Origin of the sequence: Mesorhizobium sp. LNHC232B00, assembly GCF_000502435.1 — a bacterium.
Taxonomy (GTDB): domain Bacteria; phylum Pseudomonadota; class Alphaproteobacteria; order Rhizobiales; family Rhizobiaceae; genus Mesorhizobium; species Mesorhizobium opportunistum.
In genome coordinates, this window is the sequence record NZ_AYWP01000008.1 from 23,865 (window position 1) to 45,341 (window position 21,477).

Sequence of the window (21,477 nt, forward strand, 5' to 3'; positions counted from 1 at the left end):
GTCGTACCGGACGATCAGTCGTCCGACTCGGCGTCGTCGTCCATCAACACCAGTTCCTCGTTGGAGAGGTTGGCCTCGATGCGGGCAAGCAGCTTGAACAGCGCCTTCTGGTCCTTCTTGTCGAGGCCTTTCAGCGCCTGCTTCTCGGTCTTCTTCACCGACTTCTCGATGGCCCGAATGGTTTCGCGGCCGGTGTCGGTCAAGAAGATGTGCGCCTGGCGGGCATCGGCCTCCGAGGCGCGCTTCTCCAGGAAGCCCTGCGCCTGCAGCCTGTTGATGGTCTTGGTGATGGTGGGCGGGCGCACGCCGAGGCGACCGGCAAGATTGCCCGGCGTCTGGCCGTCCTCGCGGTCGAGCGCCAGCATGATCTGGTCCTGGCCGGCATAGAAGCCGTGCGCCAGAAGCCGAGCCGCCAGTGCGGTCCTTGCCAGCCTTGCCGCGGAATGCAGCCGGCTCATCGTTGCAGTCTTGTCCGCCTTGGCCATGGTCATCCCTCTTCGGCCGTACCGGTGCGTGCAGCATAGACGCAGCCGGCCGGTTGGCAATCGACGATCGAAAAGATTCCGGCGCTTCAAACAGCTTTGCCGGCAAGCATTGCGGTGTCCGCCGTGGCTAATGCCAGATGTTTATTTCAGTTAGATGACAAACGAGTTTCGGCAGCGGCGGATTCACAGCCACCGCGACGCGGGCGCGATGTGACGGTCGGCAGACCTGGACGGACGCCCCGTTTGTCGTCACGTCGCGGAGGCAGGGAAGCTTTTCGCAGCCAGGATCGTGGGACAATTCCGGGGGGCCGCCTTGGCCCATTGGTTTGCCCCGTGCAAAAGCCCGGCACACATCCTATATGGAACCGACAATCCCTTTCGCGGCCCCAGATTTTGGCCCAGTCAGTTCGAGGCAAGCCATGAGCGACGCACAGACGCAGATCCCCGTAACCGTTCTCACCGGCTATCTCGGTGCCGGCAAGACGACGCTGCTCANGAGCGACGCACAGACGCAGATCCCCGTAACCGTTCTCACCGGCTATCTCGGTGCCGGCAAGACGACGCTGCTCAACCGCATCCTGTCGGAGAGCCACGGCAAGCGTTACGCCGTCATCGTCAATGAATTCGGCGAAATCGGCATCGACAACGACCTGATCGTGGAATCCGACGAGGAAATCTACGAGATGAACAATGGCTGCGTCTGCTGCACGGTGCGCGGCGACCTGATCCGCGTCGTCGAAGGCCTGATGCGCCGCCCCGGCCGCTTCGACGCCATCGTGGTCGAGACCACCGGTCTCGCCGATCCGGTGCCGGTGGCGCAGACCTTCTTCATGGACGACGACGTGCGCTCCAAGACCAAGCTCGACGCGGTGGTAGCGCTGGTCGACGCCAAGCATCTGCCGTTGCGCCTCAAGGATTCCAGGGAAGCCGAGGACCAGATCGCCTTCGCCGACGTCGTCGTGCTCAACAAGACCGATCTGGTCACACCGGAAGAACTCGCCAAGGTCGAGGCGACGATCCGCGCCATCAATCCGGCGGCGAGGATCCATCGCACGACGCGCGCCGGTGTCGCCCTGTCCGAGGTGCTCGACCGTGGCGCCTTCGACCTCTCCAAGGCGCTGGAAAACGATCCGCACTTCCTCGAGGCGCATGACGATCACCATGACCACGATCACCACGACCATGATGGCCACGATCACCACCACGATCATCACGGGCATGATCATGAGGGGCACGATCATCATGCGCATCCTTCCGACATCCATGACGTGACGGTGCAGTCGGTGTCGCTGCGCGGTGGCGAAATGGACCCGAAGAAGTTCTTCCCCTGGATCGAGAAGATCACCCAGATGGAAGGCCCGAACATCCTGCGGTTGAAAGGCATCATCGCGCTCAAGGGCGACGATGAGCGCTACGTCATCCAGGGTGTGCACATGATCATCGAGGGCGACCACCAGCGCGCCTGGAAAGACGGCGAGAAACACGAGAGCCGGCTGGTCTTCATCGGCCGCGAACTCGACGCCGAGCGGCTGAAGAAGAGCTTTGACGCCTGCCAGGCATAAAGGATTGACCTTGATCTCGCGTACACATAATATGTGTACGAGAGATCAAGGAGGCACCCATGCCGCGGCCCGCCGACAATAAGACCGAGCGTTATCAAATCCGCATTGCGCCGGCGCAAAAGGCGATGATTGCGCGGGCGGCTGCCCTGTCGCATCAGGACGTGGCTGACTTCATCCTCAACAAGGTGGTGCCCGAAGCTCAGGCCGTGATCGAAGCGGCCGAGGTCACGAAAGTATCAGACCGCGATTTCACACGCATACTCGACCTTTTGGAGCACCCGCCCAAACCCAACGCCAAGTTGCGAGCAGCGATTGCAGCCTTGCCAGATACGCTGTGACGCTTCCGTCCTGGCACGAAGAGGCGATTGCGAAACGGCACAATCGGAATTCCTTCGATTGCGGCGATACGCACATGAATGATTTTCTGCGGCGTTTCGCACGGCAAAGTCACGAGCAGAATGCCGCGAAGACCTTCTGTGCTGTTGATGACGCGGCGCCAGAACGAATTCTAGGATTCTACACAATCGCACCCTCTGCCGTCGCTCACGAAAACGTGCCGGCAGCCATGACGAAGGGCTTGGCGCGGCACGAGGTTTCCGGCTTCAAGCTCGCCCGCCTCGCAACCGACCTTACCGCCGCAGGGAATGGGCTCGGAGGACAATTGCTTGCAGCCGCGGCGTTGCGCTGCCTGCGGCTTGCCAGCGAGGGCGGGGGCATCCTGCTCATCATTGACGCCAAAAGCGAGCGTGCTGCGACATGGTACGCCAGCTACGGTGCCGAGCGCCTTCAAGGATCGGATTTGACCCTGGCGATGCCCCTGGCGACATTCGCAACCGATCTGCGCACCAAGGGACTGCTTTGACAATGGCCTCTTGCGTCGAGTAAGCCGGGCCGCGTTTGCAATCCGTCCAACTGAACAAAGACAATCATGCCCACCGTCGCCCCGCTTGATCTCGAAGGCCACTGCCTTGCCGCCGTCTTCCTCGGCGACGTGCCGCATTTCGCGCTGGCCGATGGCGCCGTCCACCGGCTCGACAATGGCCACAAGACGGTGCAGGCCAATGACGGGCTGCTCGCGGCCTTCCACGACGCAGCCAATGACCGGCTGATCACCGGTGGTGAGGACGGCAAGGTGTTTGCCGTGAAGGCAGGTGGCGAGGCACAGGAATTGGCGACAGCCGGCAAGAAGTGGATCACCAGCGTTGCCGCGGGACCGCAGGGGGCCATTGCCTATGCGACGGGGAAAACCGCCTCCGTTCGTTTCGCCGACGGCAAGACCCGGGAATTCGTCCATCCGCGCTCGGTCGAGGGACTGGCGTTTTCGCCCAAGGGCATGCGCTTCGGTGTTGCCCGCTACAATGGCGCGACGCTGCATTTCCCGGCCGCCGAGGGCAAGCCGGTGGAACTCGAATGGGCTGGCGCCCACACCGGCATCACCTTTTCCCCCGACGGCGCCTTCCTCGTCACCACCATGCAGGAAAACGCCTTGCATGGCTGGAAGCTGGCGGACGGCAAGCACATGCGCATGACCGGCTATCCCGGCAAGGTCAAAAGCCTGTCATGGAGCGTCAAAGGCAAATGGCTGGCGAGTTCCGGCGCGCCGGCGGCGATCGTCTGGCCGTTTTCAGGCAAGGACGGCCCGATGGGCAAGGCGCCGCTGGAACTCGGCACGCGCGGCAACGCCATGGTGACGGCAGTCGCTTGCCACCCGAGCCAGGATGTCGTCGCCGTCGGCTATGATGACGGCATGGTGATGGCGGTGCGCTTCTCGGATGCCAAGGAAGTGCTGTTGCGGCGGCCAGGCAAGGGCGCGATCACCTCGATGATGTGGGACAAGGAAGAACGCCGCATCGCCTTCGGCAGTGCCGCCGGCGACTGCGGCGTCATCGACATCACGGCGTAGTTTCAAAATAGCGGATCACTCGGCGCCGCACGACACCTTGCCCGTCAACTCCGTCGGCTTGCCGTCCTTGTCCGTGTCGGCGGCATTGTCATAGACGGCAAGCGTGTACTGCCCGTCATAGACGCCTTCGTCGCTGGTTTTGGTCAGGATCGTCAGTTCAACTGAATTGAAGGTGCTTGCCACCTCGTACTCGCGGTAGATGTTCAGCCGCAGCTCCTTGTCGTCCAGCCAGTACTGGGTCAGGTTGGAATCCTCGAACACCGTCTTGCGCAATCCGTCGCCGGCCGGCCGCGCCTTGATTTCGAGATCGCCGCGAAAGTTGAAGGTCGGGCCGCCCATTCCTCTGGTGACGCCGGCGCCGACGTCGAATGTGACAGCCGTATCGTCGGCGTTGCACCAGATGCCGCCCGAGGCGAGGGCCGCGCCGGCCGACGACAGAAACATTGCCACACAGACAATCGTCCGCATTTTTGCCTCCCCACCTCAATCCTACACTCATATTGGCGCTGACTTCAGCGGCACGGTCAAGCGCCGCTGCCGAACGCTGAGCCAATACAGGACGGGCGCCCGGCCAATTGCGGATGCCGACACGGATTGGCTAAGAGGAACGATCAGAGGGGTTTCCATGCACAGCAGCGACATGTCAAATACGGCCATCGGCGGCATCAGCCGCGACCGCATCGCCAATCTGCGCGAGACCGAAGGAGAAGCGTTCCGCAAGGCACGGCCGAAATCGCAAGCGAAGGTCGGCAACGGCCTGCCCGGCTTCTTCGGCGGCGTGCCGATGCATTGGATGAATGACTGGCCAACGCCATTTCCGATCCTGGTCGACAGCGCCAGGGGCGCCACGATCACCGACATCGACGGCAACAGGCTCGACGATTTCTGCCTTGGCGACACCGGCTCGATGTTCGGTCATTCGCCGCCAGCGGTGGCGCGCGCCATTCGCCGCCAGGCCGGGCGCGGGCTGACCTATATGCTGCCTTCGGAAGATGCGCTCGCCATCGGGCCGCTGCTGCAGCAGCGGTTCGGCCTGCCGTTCTGGCAGATCGCGACGACGGCGACCGATGCCAACCGCTTTGCGCTGCGCGTCGCCCGCGCCGTCACCGGTCGGGAAAAGATCCTGGTCTTCAACGGCTGCTATCACGGCTCGGTGGACGAGACGATGGTGCGGCTGATCGACGGAAAGCCCGTCAACCGGCCGGGACTGGCTGGCGAGTTCCGCGACCTGACCCGTACGGCCAAGGTCATCGAGTTCAACGACATTCCGGCGCTTGAGGCAGCGCTCAAGGACAAGGATGCCGCCTGCGTCATCGCGGAACCGGTGCTGACCAACTCCTGCATGGTGCTGGCCGATCCCGGCTTTCACGACGCGTTGCGGCGTCTCACCCGCGCGACCGGCACGCTGCTTCTGATCGACGAAACGCACACGATTTCGACCGGTCCGGGCGGCTACACAAGGAAATACGGGCTCGATCCGGACTTGTTCGTGCTGGGCAAGCCGATCGCCGGCGGTGTGCCGGCAAGCGTCTGGGGCATGAGCGACGAGGTCGCCTCGCGCTACGCCGACTACAACAGGACGAAGGAACCGGGCTATTCCGGCATGGGCACGACGCTCTCGGCCAATCCGCTGCAGTTCGCCACAATGCGCGCCACGCTCGAAGAGGTGATGACCGAGGACAATTACGCTCGCATGGACCATCTGGCACGGCGGCTCGATGCCGGCCTTACCGGCGCGATCGACCGCTATCGCCTTCCCTGGCATGTCGCCCGTGTCGGCGCCCGCGTCGAGTTCATCTGCGCGCCCGGCCCGCTGCGCAATGGCGCCGAGGCGGAGGGTGCACATGCGCCGGAGCTGGAAGCCGCCATCCATGTCGCGCTGGTCAATCGCGGCGTGCTGATCGCGCCCTTCCACAACATGATGCTGATCTCCCCGGCGACGTCAGGCGCCCAGGTCAACCGGCTGATCGCCGCCTTCGGCGCGGTTGCGGCAAATCTTGCGGCATGAGACAAGCGGCCATGGACAATGCCATCGTGACCTCGCCTTCGGGCTCCTCGCCCACCGAGGCGCAAGCCTTTCTCGACGCCCATCCCGAGATCGAAGCTTTCGATATCGTGCTGACAGACGCCAATGGCGTCGGCCGCGGCAAGATCGTGCGCCGGCACGAGTTGAAAAGCATCTTCGAGGGCGGCCGCCACATGCCGATCTCGATCCTCGGCCTCGACATCACCGGCGAGGATGTGCACGAAACCGGACTGATCTGGACGACCGGTGACGGCGATCTCCGGGCATGGCCGATCCCCGGCACGCTTGTGCCGCTCCATGGCACCAACCCGCCGCGCGGCCAGGTGCTGATGGCGATGTACCATCTCGAAGGCCAGCCGATGTCTTCGGACCCGCGGCTGGCACTGGCCCGGCAAGTCGACATACTGGCGGCCAAGGGCCTCTATCCGGCCGGTGCCTTCGAACTCGAATTTTTCCTGCTGGCCAACGAACGCGACGCCGACGGCAAGGTGCAGCCGGCGCGCGCGGTGCTTGACGGCCGGGTCTCGGGCAAGACGGAAGTTTATTCCGTCGACCATCTGCACGGCATGGAGCCGCTGTTCTCCGACATCTATGCGGCCGCCAAGGTGCAGGGAATTCCGGCCGAGACGGTGATTTCCGAATATGCGCCGGGCCAGTACGAATTGACGCTGAACTACCGCAAGGACGTGATGCGGGCAGCCGACGACCTCGTGATGCTGAAGCGGCTGGTGCGGGCACAGGCGCGCCGTCACGGCGTCACCGCCTGTTTCATGGCCAAGCCGATCGAGAAATATGCTGGCTCGGGCATGCATTTCCATGTCTCGCTGCAGGACAAGACGGGCCGAAACGTATTTTCGGAAGCCGGCGGCGAAAGCTGGTCGCTGCCCCTGCTGCGCGGTCTCGGCGGCCTGATCCAGACGATGGCGGAATCGATGCTGGTGTTTGCGCCGCACGCCAATTCCTGGCGGCGTTTCGTCTCGCAATCCTACGCCCCGGTGGCACCGACCTGGGGCGTCAACAACCGTTCCGTGGCGTTGCGCGTGCCGGCGGGCGACTCCAAGAACCGGCGCATCGAGCACCGGCCGTCCGGTGTCGACGCCAACCCCTACCTGATTGCCGCGACAGTGCTCGCCGGTATCATCAAGGGCCTCGACGAGGGGCTCGATCCCGGCCCCGAAACGACGGGCAATGGCTATGAGGCTGCCGTCACCCGCACGACGATGCCGGCCGATTGGCGCGCCGCCATCGAGGCGGCGAGGACATCCAGCTTCCTGAAGGGTGCGCTCGGCGAGGATTTGCACGGCACCTTCGTGGCGATCAAGCAGTCCGAATATCTGCGCGTCGCGCGCACGGTGAGCGAGCTGGATTATCATCTCTACCTGCACGAAGTCTGAGCAGGGAACCATCGTCGGCTTGGACCATTTCAATATTGGAATGGACGAGGCAGGATGATGGCGACCACAGGCCTTCCGCGCGATGCGAAGATGCCAGCCCGGCGTATTTCCGGGCCACGCGCCGAACTGATATCGGACGAGACTGATGCCAACTCGATCCCGGAACTGCGCGAGACGGCGGAAGGTTGCCGTCGCTGTCCGCTGTGGCGCAATGCGACACAGACCGTCTTCGGTGAAGGCCCTGACAACGCCAAGGTGATTTTCGTCGGCGAACAGCCGGGTGATCAGGAGGATCTCGTCGGCAAACCATTTGTCGGCCCGGCGGGCAGGGTGTTCGATGCTATCCTCGATGACGCGGACGTTGACCGCCAAAAAGTCTATGTTACCAACGCGGTCAAGCACTTCAAGTTCGAGCCGCGCGGCAAGCGCCGCATCCACTCCAAACCGAATGCCGGCGAGGTTCAGGCTTGCCGCTGGTGGCTCGATCAGGAGTTCGATCTCATCAAGCCGAACCTCGCCGTGGCGCTCGGAGCAACGGCGGCATTGTCGCTGCTGGGCAAGGCGACGCCGGTGATGAAGATGCGTGGCCAGGTGATCGAGCGCGAGGACGGCCTGCGTGTGTTCATCACCATCCACCCCTCCTTCATCCTGCGCATCCGCGAGGCCGCGGACAAGGCGGCCGAACGCGAGCGCTTCCTGCAGGACATGAAGCAGGTGAAGCGGTTGATGGCTGCTTGAGTTGTTACCCTAACGTATAAGGATCGCCCGGAGATCATTAACATTCGTGCCCGTCGGGCCGGGCACGAAAAGGTCGCCGACGGCGTCGAACGCCGCCCAGGCGTTGTTGCCCGCCAGCATGGCCTTGGCATCCACACCCGCCGCCCGCATGCGCGAAACGGTCGAACCATCGGCGAAGGCGCCGGCATTGTCTTCCGACCCGTCGATGCCGTCCGTGTCGGCGGCCAAGGCGTGGATACCCTCAACGCCGTTGGTGCCGATGGCGAAGGCGAGCAGGAATTCCGAGTTGCGGCCACCCTTGCCCTTGGCGCGCAAAGTCACGGTTGTTTCGCCACCGGACAGGATCAGCACCGGCTTTTGGAATGGACGGTTGCGCGTCGCGACCTCACGCGCAATCGCCGCATGCACGCCGCCGACCTCACGCGCTTCGCCCTCGATGGCATCCGACAGGATGACCGCCTCGATGCCCCGGCGCCTCGCTTCCGCCGCGGCCGCTTCCAGCGAGACGCCGGCCGAGGCGATCAGATGCACCTCGTTGCGCGAAAAGCGCTGATCGTCGGGATTTGGCGCATCGGCAGCCGGTGAATTGATGTGCGCCATCACCGCAGCCGGCAGCTTCATGCCATAGGCCGATATCGATGCCAGCGCATCTTCACGGCTGCCGACGTCCGGCACGGTTGGCCCGGAGGCGACAAGTGCAGGATTGTCGCCGGGAATGTCGGAGACAACCAGCGACACCACCTTGGCCGGCCAGGCGGCGGCCGCCAGCCGGCCACCCTTGATGGTGGAAAGGTGCTTGCGGATGGTGTTCATCGCCGCGATCGGTGCGCCGGAAGCAAGCAGCGCCTCGTTGACGGCGATCTCGTCGGCGAGCGTCAGGCCGGCGGCCGGCGATGGCAGCAGCGCCGAGCCGCCGCCGGAAATCAGCGCCACGACCATGTCGTCCGCGGTCAGCCCTCTGACCTTCTCCAGCAATCGTCGCGAGGCTTCCAGGCCAGCGGCGTCCGGCACCGGATGCGCCGCCTCGATGATCTCGATCCGCTCGCATTTGGCGCCATAGCCGTAGCGGGTGACGACCAGCCCTTCGATCGGCCCGTCCCAGACCTTCTCGAATGCCGCCGCCATCTGCGCCGAGCCTTTGCCCGCGCCAATGACGATGGTGCGGCCCTTGGGCATCGCCGGCAGATGATCCCTGATGGTGCGCTCCGGATCGGCGGCGGCGACGGCGGCGTCGAAGATCGAGATGAGGAAGCCCTTGGGGTCGAGCTCTGTCATTTGGCTTCCGGCGGCAAGGCAAGCTCTTGGCGGTCGATGCCCAGGTGGGCGCACAGCGCATCGACGACCACGCCGTGATCCTCGCGCTCCGGCAGGCCGGACACCGCGATCACGCCAATGACGCCGGAGCCCTTGACCGTGACCGGAAAACCACCGCCGGCCAACACATAGTCCGAGATGTCGAGGCCTTCGCCGACCTTGAAGGTGCGGTCCGGGCGTTGCTGCTCCAGCACCAGCCGATAGGTGCTCCTGAGATACCGCCTGACGACGTTGATCTTGCGCCGCGCCCAGTCCGGGTTGGAGGCGTTCGAGCCCGGCATCGCCGCATAGAACAGCGGCCGGTCGAAAGTCCTGATGTCGACGATAACAGGCATGTTCTTGGCAAGCGCCCGGTCACGGATGGCCGAACCGATCTTGAAAGCGACAGCCTCGTCGAAGGCGGGAAAGACAAGAACCTCTTCTTGTCTCTTGATCAGAGCGATGTCGTCCGCGGTGGCCATTTTCTTCCTCCGAAAATCGTCACACGTCGTTTGTACGACAAGCTCTGCCCGGTCAAGCTCCCGTCGCGAAGCCCCTCCCGGGCGAGGGGCCTCAACCCGCGACCATGTCTGTCTTCGCTGCCCGCCCGGCCACATAGACCTCGCGCACGGCGCGGTCGTCGCCCAAGGTCTGCAGGAGAAACAGTTCCTGCGCCAGCGTCTCGACTGTTTCCATCCTGAGCCGCATCGCCGGCGTGGCGTTCGCATCCAGCACGACGATGTCCGCATCGGTGCCTTCGTTCAGCGTGCCGATTCTTTCCACCGCCGACAGCGCCTCGGCGTTGCCGCGCGTGATCTGCCAGAAAGACTGGAACGGGTTCAGCTTCTCGCCATTCAGCGCGATCACCTTGTAGCCCTCGTCCATGGTGCGCAGCATCGAATAGTTGGTGCCGCCGCCGACATCGGTGGCGGCCGCGATGCGCAGCGCTTTGTCACGCTTGCGGTAGCGCTGATAGTCGAACAGTCCGGAGCCGAGGAAGAGGTTCGAGGTCGGGCAGAACACCGCCACCGAACCGCTGTCCGACAGCGCGTCCGCCTCACGCTCGGAAAGGTGGACGCAGTGGCCGAACAGGCTCTTTTTGCCCAGCAGCCCGTAATGTTCGTAGACGTCGGTGTAGTCGCGCGACCATGGGTAGAGTTCCTGCGTGAAGGCGATCTCGGCGTGGTTTTCCGACAGATGCGTCTGCATGTGCAGGTCGGGATGCTCGCGACAGAGCGCTCCAGCCATCTCCATCTGCTCCGGCGACGAGGTGATGGCGAAGCGCGGCGTGATGGCGTAGTGCTGGCGACCCTTGCCGTGCCATTCCTTGATCAGCGCTTTGGTGTCGTCATAGCCGGATTGCGGCGTGTCGAGCACACCTTCGGGCGCATTGCGGTCCATCATCACCTTGCCGGCGACGTTGAGCATGTTGCGATCGTGCGACTCAGCAAAGAAGGCCTCCGCCGAGGCCTTGTGCACCGAGCAGTAGGCTACGACCGTCGTGGTGCCGTGACGCACCATCTCGTCGAGGAACAGCCGCGCTATGCGGCGTCCATGCTGCGCGTTGGCGAACTTCGTCTCTTCCGGGAAGGTGTAGGTGTTCAGCCAGTCGAGCAGTTCGGCGCCATAGGAAGCAATGACCTGCATCTGCGGAAAATGCGCATGCGCGTCGATGAAGCCGGGCAGCAACAGATGCGGCCGGTGGTCGATTTTTTTCACCGCCTCGCCAGCTTGCTTTTCGACATCGGCATAGGCGCCTGCGGCGACGATCCTGCCATCGCCGATCAGCAGGCCGCCGTCTTCCTCGTAGCGCCAGGCCGAATGGTCGTCGATGGTTTGCGGCCAGCGCTCGAAAGACAGCGTGCGGCCGCGCAGAAGTATCGAAATCATGCCTATTTCCCTGCGCCTTCGAACCAGGTCACCAGCAGCGCCCGCTCCTTGTCTGATATCTGCGAGACATTGGCAGGCGGCATGGCGTGGCTGCGTCCGGCCTGCAGATAGATCTCGCGGGCATGCTCGGCGATGCCCGCGTCGGTGTCGAGCATCACGCCCTTGGGTGCATGGTAGATGCCCTCATAGACCGGCTCCGCCGCATGGCACATCGAACAGCGGCCGAGCACGGTGTCGCGCACGGCGGGGAAATGCGCGGAGGCGATATAGAGTTCCGCCGCTGCGGATGGCTTGGGTTCGCCGGTCAGCACCCTCGGCACGGTCGACAGCCAGATGATGATGATGAACAGGACAAGGGCGCCCGGCCAGGTCCAATGCGGGTTGCCCTTGCGCGCATGGACGCTGTTGAAATAGTGCCGGATCAGCACGCCGATGATGAACACCAGCGAGGCGATGACCCAGTTGAACTCGGTCCCGAACGCCAGCGGATAATGGTTCGACAGCATCAGGAACAGCACCGGCAGCGTCAGATAGTTGTTGTGGAGCGAGCGCTGCTTGGCGATCTTGCCGTATTTCGGATCGGGCTTGCGGCCGGCGATGAGGTCGGCGACGACGATCTTCTGGTTGGGGATGATGACCATGAAGACATTGGCCGACATGATCGTGGCGGTGATGGCGCCCAGATGCAGGAAGGCGGCGCGGCCGGTGAACAGGTGCGTCAGCCCCCAGGCGATGAACACCAGCACGCAGTAGAGCACCAGCATCAGGCCGGTATCGCTTTTGCCCAGCGGCGAGCGGCACAGGAGATCATAGACCACCCAGCCGACGCCGATTGTCGCCATGGACAGCAAGATGCCCACGGGTACCGACATCGGCAGCACGTTGGGATCGATCAGGAACAGATCGGCTCCGGCATAATAGACCACGCACAGCATGGCGAAGCCTGACAGCCAGGTGGCGTAGGATTCCCATTTGAACCAGGTCAGATGTTCGGGCATCTCGGCCGGCGCCACCAGATATTTCTGAATGTGGTAGAAGCCGCCGCCATGCACCTGCCATTCCTCGCCGAAGGCGCCGACAGGCATGCCCGGTCGCTGGCGCAGGCCGAGATCGAGCGCGACGAAATAGAAAGACGAGCCGATCCAGGCGATGCCGGTGATGACATGCAGCCAGCGCACAGCGAAGCTCAGCCAGTCCCAGAAAATCGCGAAATCCATCATTGACGTCGTCCCTGCCGATGACGCGACTTTACGGTGTCGCGCGCAAACGAAAAGAGGCGAGGTGTACGATGACTTTCAAAAAAAAATGGAAAATACTACAACGCCGCGCGGCCTCTTGGACGCGCAAAGGACGCTGTAGCACTTTGATCTGGCGCATGATCCTTTCCGAAAATCGATTCCGATTTTTCGGGGTCATGCGCTAGGCTAATCGCTGCAAACCGGCGAAGGTGCTCCGCATGGCCTATCTCGACAACATCGCCGTTTTCGTCCGCGTCGTCGAACTCGGCAATCTGTCGGCGGCGGGCCGCGACATGCGCATTTCGCCGGCGGTCGCCTCCAACCGCATCAAGGAGTTGGAAAAGCATCTTGGCGTGCGGCTGTTCAACCGCACCACGCGGCAGTTGATGCCGACCGAGCACGGCACGGTTTTTTATGCGGGCGCCAAGCAGGTGCTGGAAGCGATCACCGAAGCGGAGGCCGCCGTCTCGGCGCTGTCCGGCCAGCCGCGCGGCACCATCCGCGTAACCGCGCCGCTCGGCCTCGGCCGCCGGCTGGTGGCCTCGGGCATTCCCGATTTCCACGACAAATACCCTGACATCGAGGTGCGGCTGAGGCTCTCGGACCACAATGTCGATATCATGAAGGAAGGCATCGACGTCGCTTTCCGGCTCGGCATCATCGAGGATTCCAGCCTCAGGATGCGCGGCATCATGGAATGCGAGCGCGTGCTGGTGGCGGCGCCGAAATATCTGGAGGCGCGCGGCGAACCGGTGGAGCCGCAGGAGCTGATCGGCAAGAAGCACGACTGCCTGATGCTACGCTACTCCGGCGCGCGCGAATATGTATGGACACTGCAAACTCCCACCGGCCCGCAGAAATTCGAGGTGCATGGCCCCTACGACACGGACGATGGCGACGTGCTGACCGGCTGGGCGCTATCGGGACGCGGCATCATCAACAAGCCGCGCTTCGAGGTCGAACCGTTCATCCGCGACCGGCGGCTGAAGGTGATCCTGAGCAACACGCCGCCGACGCCAGTGCAGTTCGCGGCCGTCTATCCGCACAAGAAGCTGCAGGACCCCAAGGTGCGGCTGCTGCTCGACTTCATGGCGGAGCGCTGCCAGCGGCTGATCAAGGATCTTCTGGCCGGCAAGTAGAGGTGACAAGGGGCTGGCTGGCAAGTGAACGGCTCCTGGCCCAGTCGAAGGGGTTGCCTTACGCAGAGGCGAACTTAGGTTCGCATGCACGGCCTCATGGTCGATGGCTGCGCGACGAGCAAACCACAATGCATCTCACCGTTTCGCTCAACATTTCTTCCATGGCCGGCCAGACCAGCGCGCTCACTTTCAGGGATGTGGCCGGCTTTGTCCGGCAGGCGGAAGCGGCCGGGCTGGACATGATTATCCTTGAAGACTCCGCGCCAGATGCCCCCGCGTCCAGCAGCCCTTTCGAAGCGACCACCTTGCTGGCCGCATTGGCGACCGTGACAACCAGGATTGGCCTCGTCGCCGCGGCCTCGACCGTCGCCCACCAGCCCTACAATCTGGCGCGCCGTTTCGCCTCGCTCGACATTATCAGCCATGGCCGCGCCGGCTGGCACGCGACGATGGCGCAGGCGCCGCGCGAGGCGGCCAATTTCAGCCGGCCGGATGGATTTTCCAGCGATGATTTCCGCCGCCGCACCGAGGAATATATCGGGGTCGTACGAGGCTTGTGGCAGGGCTGGGACGCGGATGCGCTGCTGTTCGACAAGGGCGGCGGCCGCTTCCATGATCCCGACAAAATGCACCTGCTCGACCACAAGGGCGAATTTTTCTCCGTGCGCGGCCCACTGAATATCGCGCGCTCGCCGCAGGATCAGCCGGTGCTGCTGCTGTCCGTTCTGTCCGAAGCCGACATGGATATCGCCGCCCGGACCGCCGACGTCATCCTCCTGGATGGATCCGCTCAGGACGCCAAGGCGCGTCATGACGATCTGAAGCGGCACGTGGCCGCCTGCGGACGCGAACCGGGCTCGGTCAAGGTGCTGCTGAATGTCGGCGTCGATGTCGATCGTCTCGATGCGTCGTTCCGCTCGCAAGACTGCGATGGGTTCAACATCGCGATGCCGCCCCCGGCACTGGACGATTTCGTCGGCCGCGTGTTGCCGGAGTTGCGGCGGCGCGGCCTTTTGCGGGACGGTTATCGGGGCACGACGTTGCGCTCGCATCTTGGCCTTGCCGGCGGAGGTGACCAATGACCGCGCAGATGAAGCTCGGCGCCTTCCTGTGGGCGACGGGCCACCACATCGCCGCCTGGCGCCACCCCAAGGCGCATGTGACCGCCGGCATCGACATCGATCACTACATCCAGCTGGCGCGCACGGCGGAAGCGGCGAAGTTCGACATGATCTTCTGCGAAGACGCCGCCGGCCTGCGCGAGGCCAATGTCGGCATCGCCAGCCAGACGTCGCGCTCGATCGGCTTCGAGCCGATCAGCCTGCTCTCGGCGCTCGCCGTGCAGACCAGCCGCATCGGCCTCGTCTCCACCGCCTCGACGAGCTATAACGAGCCCTACGGGCTGGCGCGGACCTTCCTGTCTCTCGACCATCTGAGCCACGGACGGGCCGGCTGGAACCTGGTCACATCGGCAAGCCCCATCGAGGCCGCCAATTTCGGCGCGACCGGCCTCAAGCCCCATGCCGACCGCTATGAGCGGGCGCGCGAATTCGCCGAGGTGGTAACCGGGCTTTGGCACGGCAAGCTCGGCGCTTCCGGCCATGACAGCCAGAGCTTTTCGGTTCGCGACCCGCTCGACCTGCCGCGTTCGCCGCAGGGCGCGCCGGTCATGGTCCAGGCCGGCGCCTCGGATGTCGGCCGCGATCTGGCCGCCCGCACCGCCGACGTGGTGTTCACGGCGGCGCAGACCTTCGAGGAGGCGAAGGCCTTCTACGACGACCTCAAGGGGCGCATGGTAAGCTATGGACGCGAGCCGGACGACATCAAGATCATGCCCGGCGTTTCCCCCGTGGTGGCGGAAACGGAAGCCGAGGCCCAGGAAAAATTCGAGGCGTTGCAGGAGCTGATCCCCGACGACGTCGGCGTGGCGCTGCTGTCCAGCTATCTCAGCATCTCCGATCTGCGGCGCTATCCGATCGACGGGCCGCTGCCCGAATTGCCGGAAAGCGAGGGCATGAAGAGCCGGCAGGCTCTGATCGTCGAGCAATCGCGCCGCGACGGCCTTTCCATCCGCCAACTTGCCCGTCATTTCGCCGGCGCCAGGGGTCATTGGCGTATCGTCGGCACGGCGGCCCAGATCGCCGACGAATTGCAGGCGCGGTTCGAAGGCGGCGCGGCCGATGGCTTCAACGTCATGCCGTCTTACTTCCCCGGCGAACTCGATGCCTTTTGCGAACTCGTGGTGCCGGAGCTGCAACGGCGCGGCCTGTTCCGCAGGGATTATGAAGGCCGAACGCTGCGCGACCATCTGGGCTTGAAGCGGCCAGCCTAAGCGCGGCAAAGCTCAACTGACCATTACCTTGCCATGCGGCACGGGATTTTCGGCATTTGACGCGGCAGCGTGAGCAACCAGCGCCGTCATGATCTCAGCCGCCGCGAGCGCCGCAATAACTTGCGGCCGCTTGTCCCTGACGGCGTTACCGCCGATCGGCGAGACGAGGCGGGCAAACTCCGCTTCCGTGCCATCAGCCGATTTCAGGTACCAGTTCCTGAAGGTCGCTTTCTTGGTCTTCGAGCCGATCATGCCGACATAGGCGGCGTCATCGCGTTTCAGCGCTTCGGCGACGATTAGGAAGTCCAGCGCGTGGTCATGGGTGAGGATGGCGAATGCGGTGCCGGCGGGCGCCTTGCGCACCTCGGCCTCCGGCATGGGCGTCAGCCGCGTCTCAACGGTTTCCGGCATGCCTTCCAGCGCCTCGGCCCGCGTTTCGATAATGACGCCGTGGACGGGAAGCAGTGCTACCGTCGACGCCAGCGCCTGGCCGACATGGCCGCCGCCGAAGATGTAGACATGCGGCAGGTGGGCCTCTTCGGCTTCGGCGCCCGCAATCAGATCGGCGGCAAGCGCGGCATCGACCAGCCGGATCAGAACCTCAACGCGCCCGCCGCAGCATTGGCCGATTTCGGGCCCCAGCGGGACGTCGAGGGTAGCGCGGACTTCGTCGACCTCGATGCGGGCTTCTTCACCCTCCCCCTTGTGGGGAGGGGGACCTTCGAACGCCGCACCCCCACCCCGGCCGGCTTTGCCNGACCGCAGGTTCGGGTGGGGGGCCGGCGCCGCACCCCCACCCCGCTGCTGCGCAGCGACCCTCCCCACAAGGGGGAGGGTGAGGACGCTAGCATCTGCCTGGCCTTGTCGATGGCCATGTATTCGAGCTGGCCGCCGCCGATCGTGCCAAAGGTGGCCGATGCCGAGACGAGCATGAAGGCGCCCTTCTCGCGCGGCGTCGAGCCTTTGGTGCCCGCCACTTCGACCAGGGCGACCCGGTGGGCGCTGGCGAGAAAGGCTTTCAGGCTTTGCACTTTCGAGTTCATTTTTGCATTCCCAATTGGGAAATATAGGCTTTTCACGCTGATTTTGCACGTTTTGGCGACTTAGGCGCCAGCCCTGGCCTCTTTCTTCAGCCGCTCGATCGTCATCAGCACGCGTTCCGGCGTCGCAGGAGCATCGAGACGCGGGCAGATCTTGTGGTCGGCGACACTGGCGACCGCATCCGACAATGCATGCAGCACGGACATGCCGAGCGGGAAGGGCGGCTCGCCAACCGCCTTGGAGCGGTGGATCGTCGGCTCGCTCGCCTCGGGCCAGTCGGCAAGGGTCACGTTGAATATCTTCGGCCGGTCTGACGCCAGCGGGATCTTGTAGGTCGACGGCGCATGGGTGCGCAGCCGTCCCTTGTCGTCCCACCACAGTTCTTCCGTCGTCAGCCAGCCCATGCCCTGGATGAAGCCGCCCTCGATCTGGCCGAGATCGATGGCACGGTTCAGCGAGCGGCCGGTTTCGTGCAGGATGTCGGTGCGCTCGACCACATATTCGCCGGTCAGCGTGTCGACCGAGACTTCCGAGCAGGAGGCCCCGTAGGCGAAATAGTAGAAGGGGCGACCCTGTCCCTTGTCGCGGTTCCAGTGGATTTTCGGCGTCTTGTAGAATCCCGCCGCCGAGAGCTGAATGCGCGCCATGTAGGCTTGCTTGACGAGGTCGGCGAAGGCGATCTCCTGGTTGCCGACGCGCACCCGGTTGGGCAGGAAAACCACCTGGTCGTGCGGCACCTGGTACTTTTCGGCGGCGAAATCGATGAGCCGGGCCTTGATCTGACGCGCACCGTTCTGCGCGGCCATGCCGTTGAGATCGGAGCCGGAAGACGCCGCAGTGGCCGAGGTGTTGGGCACCTTGCCGGTTGTGGTCGCCGTGATCTTCACCTGGTCGAGGTCGATCTGGAATTCTTCGGCCACCACCTGCGCGACCTTGAGGTAGAGGCCCTGCCCCATCTCGGTGCCGCCATGGTTCAGATGCACCGAACCGTCGGTGTAGACATGCACCAACGCACCGGCCTGGTTGTAGTGCGTGGCGGTGAAGGAAATGCCGAACTTGACCGGCGTCAGCGCCAGGCCGCGCTTGATGAAACGGCTGTTGGCGTTGAAGGCCGAAATTTCCCGCCGCCGCCGCGCATAGGAGGCGCTTTCCTCCAGTTCGCCGACGATGCGCTGGATGATGTTGTCCTCGACCGTCTGGTGATAGGGCGTGAGGTTGCGACCCCCCTCGCTATCACCGCTGGTGCCGTAGAAATTCTTCTTGCGGATTTCCAGCGGATCCTGGCCGACCGCGAAGGCGACCTCGTCGATGACGCGTTCGGCACCGACCATGCCTTGCGGGCCGCCAAAGCCGCGGAAAGCGGTGTTCGACACGGTATTGGTGTAGAGCGGTGCCGACTGCGCATGCACCGTCGGCCAGAAATAGGTGTTGTCGCAATGGAACAGCGCGCGGTCGGTGACCGGGCCTGACAGGTCCGACGAAAAGCCGCAGCGCGCCGCGAACATGAAGTCGACGCCGAGGATGTTGCCTTCGTCATCGAAGCCGACTTCGTAGTCGACGAGGAAGTCGTGACGCTTGCCGGTGGCGATCATGTCGTCGTCGCGGTCGGGCCGGATTTTCACCGCGCGATGGTGCTTCTTGGCGGCGATCGCGGCCAATGCCGCGAACTGGTTGCCTTGTGTTTCCTTGCCGCCGAAGCCGCCGCCCATGCGGCGGATTTCCACAGTGATGGCATTGCTCGGCACCCCGAGCGCATGGCTCACCATGTGCTGGACTTCACTCGGATGCTGGGTCGAGGAGTAGATGGTGACGTCCTGGTCCTCGCCGGGAACGGCCATGGCGATATGGCCCTCGAGATAGAAATGTTCCTGGCCGCCGACGCGCATCTTTCCCTTCAGCCGGCGCGGCGCCTGACGGATCGCGGCCGCCGCGTCGCCGCGTTTCAGCGTGAGAGGCGGCGTGACCAACTTGTCCTTCCTCGGGTCGAGGTCGCCGATATCGGTGACGAAGGGCAATGCCTTGTATTCGACCTTGGCCAGCCTGGTGGCGCGGCGTGCTTGTTCGCGAGTTTCAGCAATAACGCAGAAGATCGGCTGACCATGGAACTCGACCTTGCCGTCGGCGAGCAGCGGCTCGTCATGGCGACCAGTCGGCGAGATGTCGTTCTCGCCCGGCACATCCTTCGCCGTCAGCACATCGACGACGCCGGGCGCGGCGCGCACCGCCGAAAGGTCCATCTCGACGATCGTGGCATGGGTCGCAGCCGAAAGGCCGAGGCAGCCATGCAGCGTGCCGGCCGGTTCCGGCATGTCGTCGATATAGACCGCCGTGCCGCTGACATGCTTGTGGGCGGAATCATGCCGCTGGTCGGTGGCGACGCCGCCGACGATTTTCTCAGCCTTGAGACTAGCGGTGGCGTGCTTGTTCATCATGCCGCCTCGTTGCGTGACACCCGGAATGGTGCCCTGGTGCCGGTGGTTTCGACAAAGAAGCGCAACAACAGGTTTTTCGCCGCCAGCGCCCGGTATTCGGCTGACGCGCGCATGTCGGTGAGCGGCGTGAAATCCCTGGCGTACTCAGTCATCGCCGCCTCGACCGTCGCTTCGGTCCAGGGCTTGCCGCGCAACGCGTTTTCGACTGCGGACGCCCGCTTCGGGGTCGCGGCCATGCCGCCATAGGCGATACGGATATCGGCAACCGTGCCATCCTCGGCCAGAGTCAGGGAAAAGGCGCCAAGGGCGGCGGTGATGTCCTCGTCGCGGCGCTTGGTGATCTTGTAGACGGCGAATTTCGCCCCCTTGGCGGGGACAGGAACGTGCACGGCTTCGACGAACTCGCCCGGCTGCCGATCCTGCTTCCCGTAAGCAATGAAGAAATCCTGCAACGGGATCGTGCGCCGCTTCTTGCCCCTGCGCAGCGTCAGCCGCGCGCCGAGCGCGATCAATGGCGGCGGCGTGTCGCCGATCGGCGAGCCGTTGGCGATGTTGCCGCCGATGGTGCCCATATTGCGCACCTGTTCGCCACCGATGCGGTCGAACAATGGTCCGAGCGCGGGGATGCGCTTTGACAGCGTCGAGAAGGCTTCGGTGTAGGTGACGCTGGCGCCGATCGATATGACGCCCTTGTCTTCGGAGATCGTGCAAAGCCCGTCGAGATTGCCGATGAAGATCACCGGCGAGATATCGCGCATGTGCTTGGTCACCCACAGGCCGACATCGGTCGCCCCGGCAACGATGGTGGCCGTGGGTTCCTTGTCCAGTATGGCGGCGAGATCATCGACATTGGCCGGCACCACCAGCCGTGCTTTGCCGGCGCCGATCTCGACCCGCGCGCCGTCATGCATGGCATCGAGCCTTGCCGTGATTGCCTCGCGCTCCGCCGCCAGCGGGTCTTTCGCCGCCTTGCCGTAGCTGGAGATGGCGTGGGCGGCGCGCATGATCGCCTCGTAGCCGGTGCAGCGGCAAAGGTTGCCTTGCAGGGCTTTTTCGATCGTCGCGTTCGATGGGGCCGATGATCTCATCCACAGGCCGTAGAGCGACATGATGAAGCCCGGCGTGCAGAAGCCGCATTGCGAGCCGTGGAAATCGACCATTGCCTGCTGCACCGGGTGCAGTTGGCCGGGCAGGCCGCGCAAATGCTCGACGGTCACGACATGGGTGCCGTCCAGCGAGCCGAGGAAGCGGATGCAGGCGTTGACACTTTCATAGACCAGTCCGCCGGCCGAGAGCTTGCCGACGAGCACGGTGCAGGCGCCGCAATCGCCCTCGGCGCAGCCTTCCTTGGTGCCGCGCAGCGAGCGGTCGAGCCGCAGCCAGTCGAGCAAGGTCGTGTCGGGTGCCACCGAAGACAGCACGACATCCCTGCCATTGAGGATGAAACGGATTTCGTTGCGGATATTGACCTTGGCCATGCCTCAACTTCCCCTGTAGGTCGAATAGCCGTAGGGCGAGATCAGAAGGGGCACATGATAGTGCACCGCCTCCGCCATGCCGAAGCGGATCGGCACCCTGTCGAGGAAAGCCGGCTCGGGCAGCTTTGTTCCCTGGCCGCGCAGATAGTCGCCCGCCGCGAAGATCAGCTCGTATTCGCCGATGCGGAAGTCACCGCCGACAAGCAATGGCGCATCGCAGCGGCCATCGGCGTTGGTCGCGACCGTCTTCAGAAGCGTGCGGGCGGCACCGTCGAGACGGTAAAGAGCGATCGACAGGCCCGCCGCCGGCTTGCCGGTCGCCGTGTCGAGAACATGGGTCGTCAGGCGTCCGCCATCGGCTTTCGACGTCTCTGCCATTGGCCGCCTCCCTTTCCCAGTTGAACGAACTGGCTGGTACAATCGAACACAAGTGATGAATTGTGCGCCAATTAAAGGCGATGCATAAGTCCCGGTCGAGCGGAGTGCGACAAAAACACTTTCAAAAATTTTCGGGGGAATGCGAGAA

19 protein-coding genes and 1 pseudogene are annotated in these 21,477 nt (G+C 63.9%); 10 read left to right on the forward strand and 10 right to left on the reverse strand.

The window, feature by feature from the left end:
- Positions 1-14: 14 nt before the first annotated feature.
- On the reverse strand, positions 15-485 hold the full coding sequence (locus X743_RS156550) for a MarR family winged helix-turn-helix transcriptional regulator (RefSeq protein ID WP_013891578.1): 471 nt from the start codon (positions 483-485) through the stop codon (positions 15-17).
- Positions 486-904: 419 nt separating this feature from the next.
- On the opposite strand from X743_RS156550, the gene X743_RS19025 reads away from it, so the two are divergent.
- The 4 genes from X743_RS19025 (at position 905) to X743_RS156535 (ending at position 3,950) form a co-directional block, all read left to right on the forward strand.
- Positions 905-2,047 (forward strand): GTP-binding protein, encoded by a 1,143-nt coding sequence (locus X743_RS19025; protein WP_245264209.1) that lies wholly within the window; start codon positions 905-907, stop codon positions 2,045-2,047.
- A gap of 59 nt (positions 2,048-2,106) precedes the next feature.
- Positions 2,107-2,385: a DUF1778 domain-containing protein gene (locus X743_RS156545; protein WP_023765563.1), complete on the forward strand. Its 279-nt coding sequence runs from the start codon at positions 2,107-2,109 to the stop codon at positions 2,383-2,385.
- A complete protein-coding gene (locus X743_RS156540) occupies positions 2,382-2,909 on the forward strand; it encodes a hypothetical protein (protein ID WP_023765564.1) in 528 nt (175 codons plus the stop codon). The genes X743_RS156545 and X743_RS156540 overlap by 4 nt, the downstream gene beginning before the upstream one ends.
- A gap of 66 nt (positions 2,910-2,975) precedes the next feature.
- Positions 2,976-3,950: a WD40 repeat domain-containing protein gene (locus tag X743_RS156535; RefSeq protein ID WP_023765565.1), complete on the forward strand. Its 975-nt coding sequence runs from the start codon at positions 2,976-2,978 to the stop codon at positions 3,948-3,950.
- A 15-nt stretch (positions 3,951-3,965) separates the two neighbouring features.
- Here X743_RS156535 and X743_RS156530 read toward each other — a convergent pair whose 3' ends face one another.
- Positions 3,966-4,418 (reverse strand): hypothetical protein, encoded by a 453-nt coding sequence (locus tag X743_RS156530; RefSeq protein ID WP_023765566.1) that lies wholly within the window; start codon positions 4,416-4,418, stop codon positions 3,966-3,968.
- 157 nt (positions 4,419-4,575) lie between these two features.
- On the opposite strand from X743_RS156530, the gene X743_RS156525 reads away from it, so the two are divergent.
- From X743_RS156525 to X743_RS156515, 3 genes are read left to right on the forward strand one after another with little or no spacing between them, the layout of a single operon-like run.
- The gene (locus tag X743_RS156525; RefSeq protein WP_023765567.1) at positions 4,576-5,958 is read left to right on the forward strand and encodes an aspartate aminotransferase family protein; all 1,383 of its coding nucleotides are present in this window, start codon (positions 4,576-4,578) and stop codon (positions 5,956-5,958) included.
- Positions 5,959-5,969: 11 nt separating this feature from the next.
- On the forward strand, positions 5,970-7,370 hold the full coding sequence (locus X743_RS156520; RefSeq protein WP_031257699.1) for a glutamine synthetase family protein: 1,401 nt from the start codon (positions 5,970-5,972) through the stop codon (positions 7,368-7,370).
- A 57-nt stretch (positions 7,371-7,427) separates the two neighbouring features.
- Positions 7,428-8,108 carry a UdgX family uracil-DNA binding protein gene (locus tag X743_RS156515; RefSeq protein WP_023765569.1) on the forward strand — a complete coding sequence of 227 codons (681 nt, stop codon included), beginning with the start codon at positions 7,428-7,430 and terminating at the stop codon, positions 8,106-8,108.
- Positions 8,109-8,117: 9 nt separating this feature from the next.
- Here X743_RS156515 and X743_RS156510 read toward each other — a convergent pair whose 3' ends face one another.
- From X743_RS156510 to X743_RS156495, 4 genes are all read right to left on the reverse strand, one after another.
- Positions 8,118-9,383: a glycerate kinase gene (locus X743_RS156510; protein ID WP_023765570.1), complete on the reverse strand. Its 1,266-nt coding sequence runs from the start codon at positions 9,381-9,383 to the stop codon at positions 8,118-8,120.
- A complete protein-coding gene (locus X743_RS156505) occupies positions 9,380-9,883 on the reverse strand; it encodes a heme-degrading domain-containing protein (protein WP_023765571.1) in 504 nt (167 codons plus the stop codon). Before X743_RS156505 ends, X743_RS156510 begins: the two co-directional genes overlap by 4 nt.
- Before the next feature lie 91 nt (positions 9,884-9,974).
- Entirely contained in the window at positions 9,975-11,291 is a 1,317-nt protein-coding gene (gene guaD / locus X743_RS156500) for a guanine deaminase (RefSeq protein ID WP_023765572.1), read from the reverse strand.
- A gap of 2 nt (positions 11,292-11,293) precedes the next feature.
- Complete coding sequence (locus X743_RS156495) at positions 11,294-12,511, reverse strand: urate hydroxylase PuuD (RefSeq protein WP_023765573.1); 1,218 nt, start codon at positions 12,509-12,511, stop codon at positions 11,294-11,296.
- A gap of 236 nt (positions 12,512-12,747) precedes the next feature.
- Between X743_RS156495 and X743_RS156490 the strand changes: the two genes are divergently transcribed.
- The 3 genes from X743_RS156490 to X743_RS156480 all read left to right on the forward strand — a co-directional run bounded on the left by X743_RS156490 (position 12,748) and on the right by X743_RS156480 (position 16,000).
- Positions 12,748-13,668 (forward strand): LysR family transcriptional regulator, encoded by a 921-nt coding sequence (locus X743_RS156490; RefSeq protein WP_013891591.1) that lies wholly within the window; start codon positions 12,748-12,750, stop codon positions 13,666-13,668.
- Positions 13,669-13,796: 128 nt separating this feature from the next.
- A complete protein-coding gene (locus X743_RS156485; RefSeq protein WP_023765574.1) occupies positions 13,797-14,750 on the forward strand; it encodes an LLM class flavin-dependent oxidoreductase in 954 nt (317 codons plus the stop codon).
- Entirely contained in the window at positions 14,747-16,000 is a 1,254-nt protein-coding gene (locus X743_RS156480) for an LLM class flavin-dependent oxidoreductase (protein ID WP_023765575.1), read from the forward strand. The genes X743_RS156485 and X743_RS156480 overlap by 4 nt, the downstream gene beginning before the upstream one ends.
- 12 nt (positions 16,001-16,012) lie before the next feature.
- On the opposite strand, the pseudogene xdhC reads toward X743_RS156480, so the two are convergent.
- The 4 genes and pseudogenes from xdhC to uraH form a co-directional block, all read right to left on the reverse strand.
- Positions 16,013-17,043, reverse strand: a pseudogene (gene xdhC / locus X743_RS0135925) (xanthine dehydrogenase accessory protein XdhC).
- A 60-nt stretch (positions 17,044-17,103) separates the two neighbouring features.
- Positions 17,104-19,470: a xanthine dehydrogenase molybdopterin binding subunit gene (gene xdhB / locus X743_RS156475; protein ID WP_023765576.1), complete on the reverse strand. Its 2,367-nt coding sequence runs from the start codon at positions 19,468-19,470 to the stop codon at positions 17,104-17,106.
- Positions 19,470-20,951, reverse strand: coding sequence for a xanthine dehydrogenase small subunit (xdhA, locus tag X743_RS156470; RefSeq protein WP_023765577.1), 1,482 nt, complete (start codon positions 20,949-20,951; stop codon positions 19,470-19,472). The genes xdhB and xdhA overlap by 1 nt, the downstream gene beginning before the upstream one ends.
- Before the next feature lie 3 nt (positions 20,952-20,954).
- Positions 20,955-21,329: a hydroxyisourate hydrolase gene (uraH, locus tag X743_RS156465; protein WP_023765578.1), complete on the reverse strand. Its 375-nt coding sequence runs from the start codon at positions 21,327-21,329 to the stop codon at positions 20,955-20,957.
- Positions 21,330-21,477 lie beyond the last annotated feature (148 nt).

Bases quoted from the DNA above. Each gene is read 5' to 3' on its own strand.
- X743_RS156535 (WP_023765565.1), top strand. From the start codon at position 2,976: ATGCCCACCGTCGCCCCGCTTGATCTCGAAGGCCACTGCCTTGCCGCC.
- xdhA (WP_023765577.1), bottom strand. From the start codon at position 20,951: ATGGCCAAGGTCAATATCCGCAACGAAATCCGTTTCATCCTCAATGGC.
- X743_RS156515 (WP_023765569.1), top strand. From the start codon at position 7,428: ATGGCGACCACAGGCCTTCCGCGCGATGCGAAGATGCCAGCCCGGCGT.
- X743_RS156480 (WP_023765575.1), top strand. From the start codon at position 14,747: ATGACCGCGCAGATGAAGCTCGGCGCCTTCCTGTGGGCGACGGGCCAC.
- X743_RS156530 (WP_023765566.1), bottom strand. From the start codon at position 4,418: ATGCGGACGATTGTCTGTGTGGCAATGTTTCTGTCGTCGGCCGGCGCG.
- X743_RS156485 (WP_023765574.1), top strand. From the start codon at position 13,797: ATGCATCTCACCGTTTCGCTCAACATTTCTTCCATGGCCGGCCAGACC.
- uraH (WP_023765578.1), bottom strand. From the start codon at position 21,329: ATGGCAGAGACGTCGAAAGCCGATGGCGGACGCCTGACGACCCATGTT.
- X743_RS156490 (WP_013891591.1), top strand. From the start codon at position 12,748: ATGGCCTATCTCGACAACATCGCCGTTTTCGTCCGCGTCGTCGAACTC.
- X743_RS156545 (WP_023765563.1), top strand. From the start codon at position 2,107: ATGCCGCGGCCCGCCGACAATAAGACCGAGCGTTATCAAATCCGCATT.
- X743_RS156525 (WP_023765567.1), top strand. From the start codon at position 4,576: ATGCACAGCAGCGACATGTCAAATACGGCCATCGGCGGCATCAGCCGC.
- X743_RS156495 (WP_023765573.1), bottom strand. From the start codon at position 12,511: ATGATGGATTTCGCGATTTTCTGGGACTGGCTGAGCTTCGCTGTGCGC.
- X743_RS156505 (WP_023765571.1), bottom strand. From the start codon at position 9,883: ATGGCCACCGCGGACGACATCGCTCTGATCAAGAGACAAGAAGAGGTT.
- guaD (WP_023765572.1), bottom strand. From the start codon at position 11,291: ATGATTTCGATACTTCTGCGCGGCCGCACGCTGTCTTTCGAGCGCTGG.
- X743_RS156520 (WP_031257699.1), top strand. From the start codon at position 5,970: ATGGACAATGCCATCGTGACCTCGCCTTCGGGCTCCTCGCCCACCGAG.
- X743_RS156510 (WP_023765570.1), bottom strand. From the start codon at position 9,383: ATGACAGAGCTCGACCCCAAGGGCTTCCTCATCTCGATCTTCGACGCC.
- xdhB (WP_023765576.1), bottom strand. From the start codon at position 19,470: ATGAACAAGCACGCCACCGCTAGTCTCAAGGCTGAGAAAATCGTCGGC.
- X743_RS156550 (WP_013891578.1), bottom strand. From the start codon at position 485: ATGGCCAAGGCGGACAAGACTGCAACGATGAGCCGGCTGCATTCCGCG.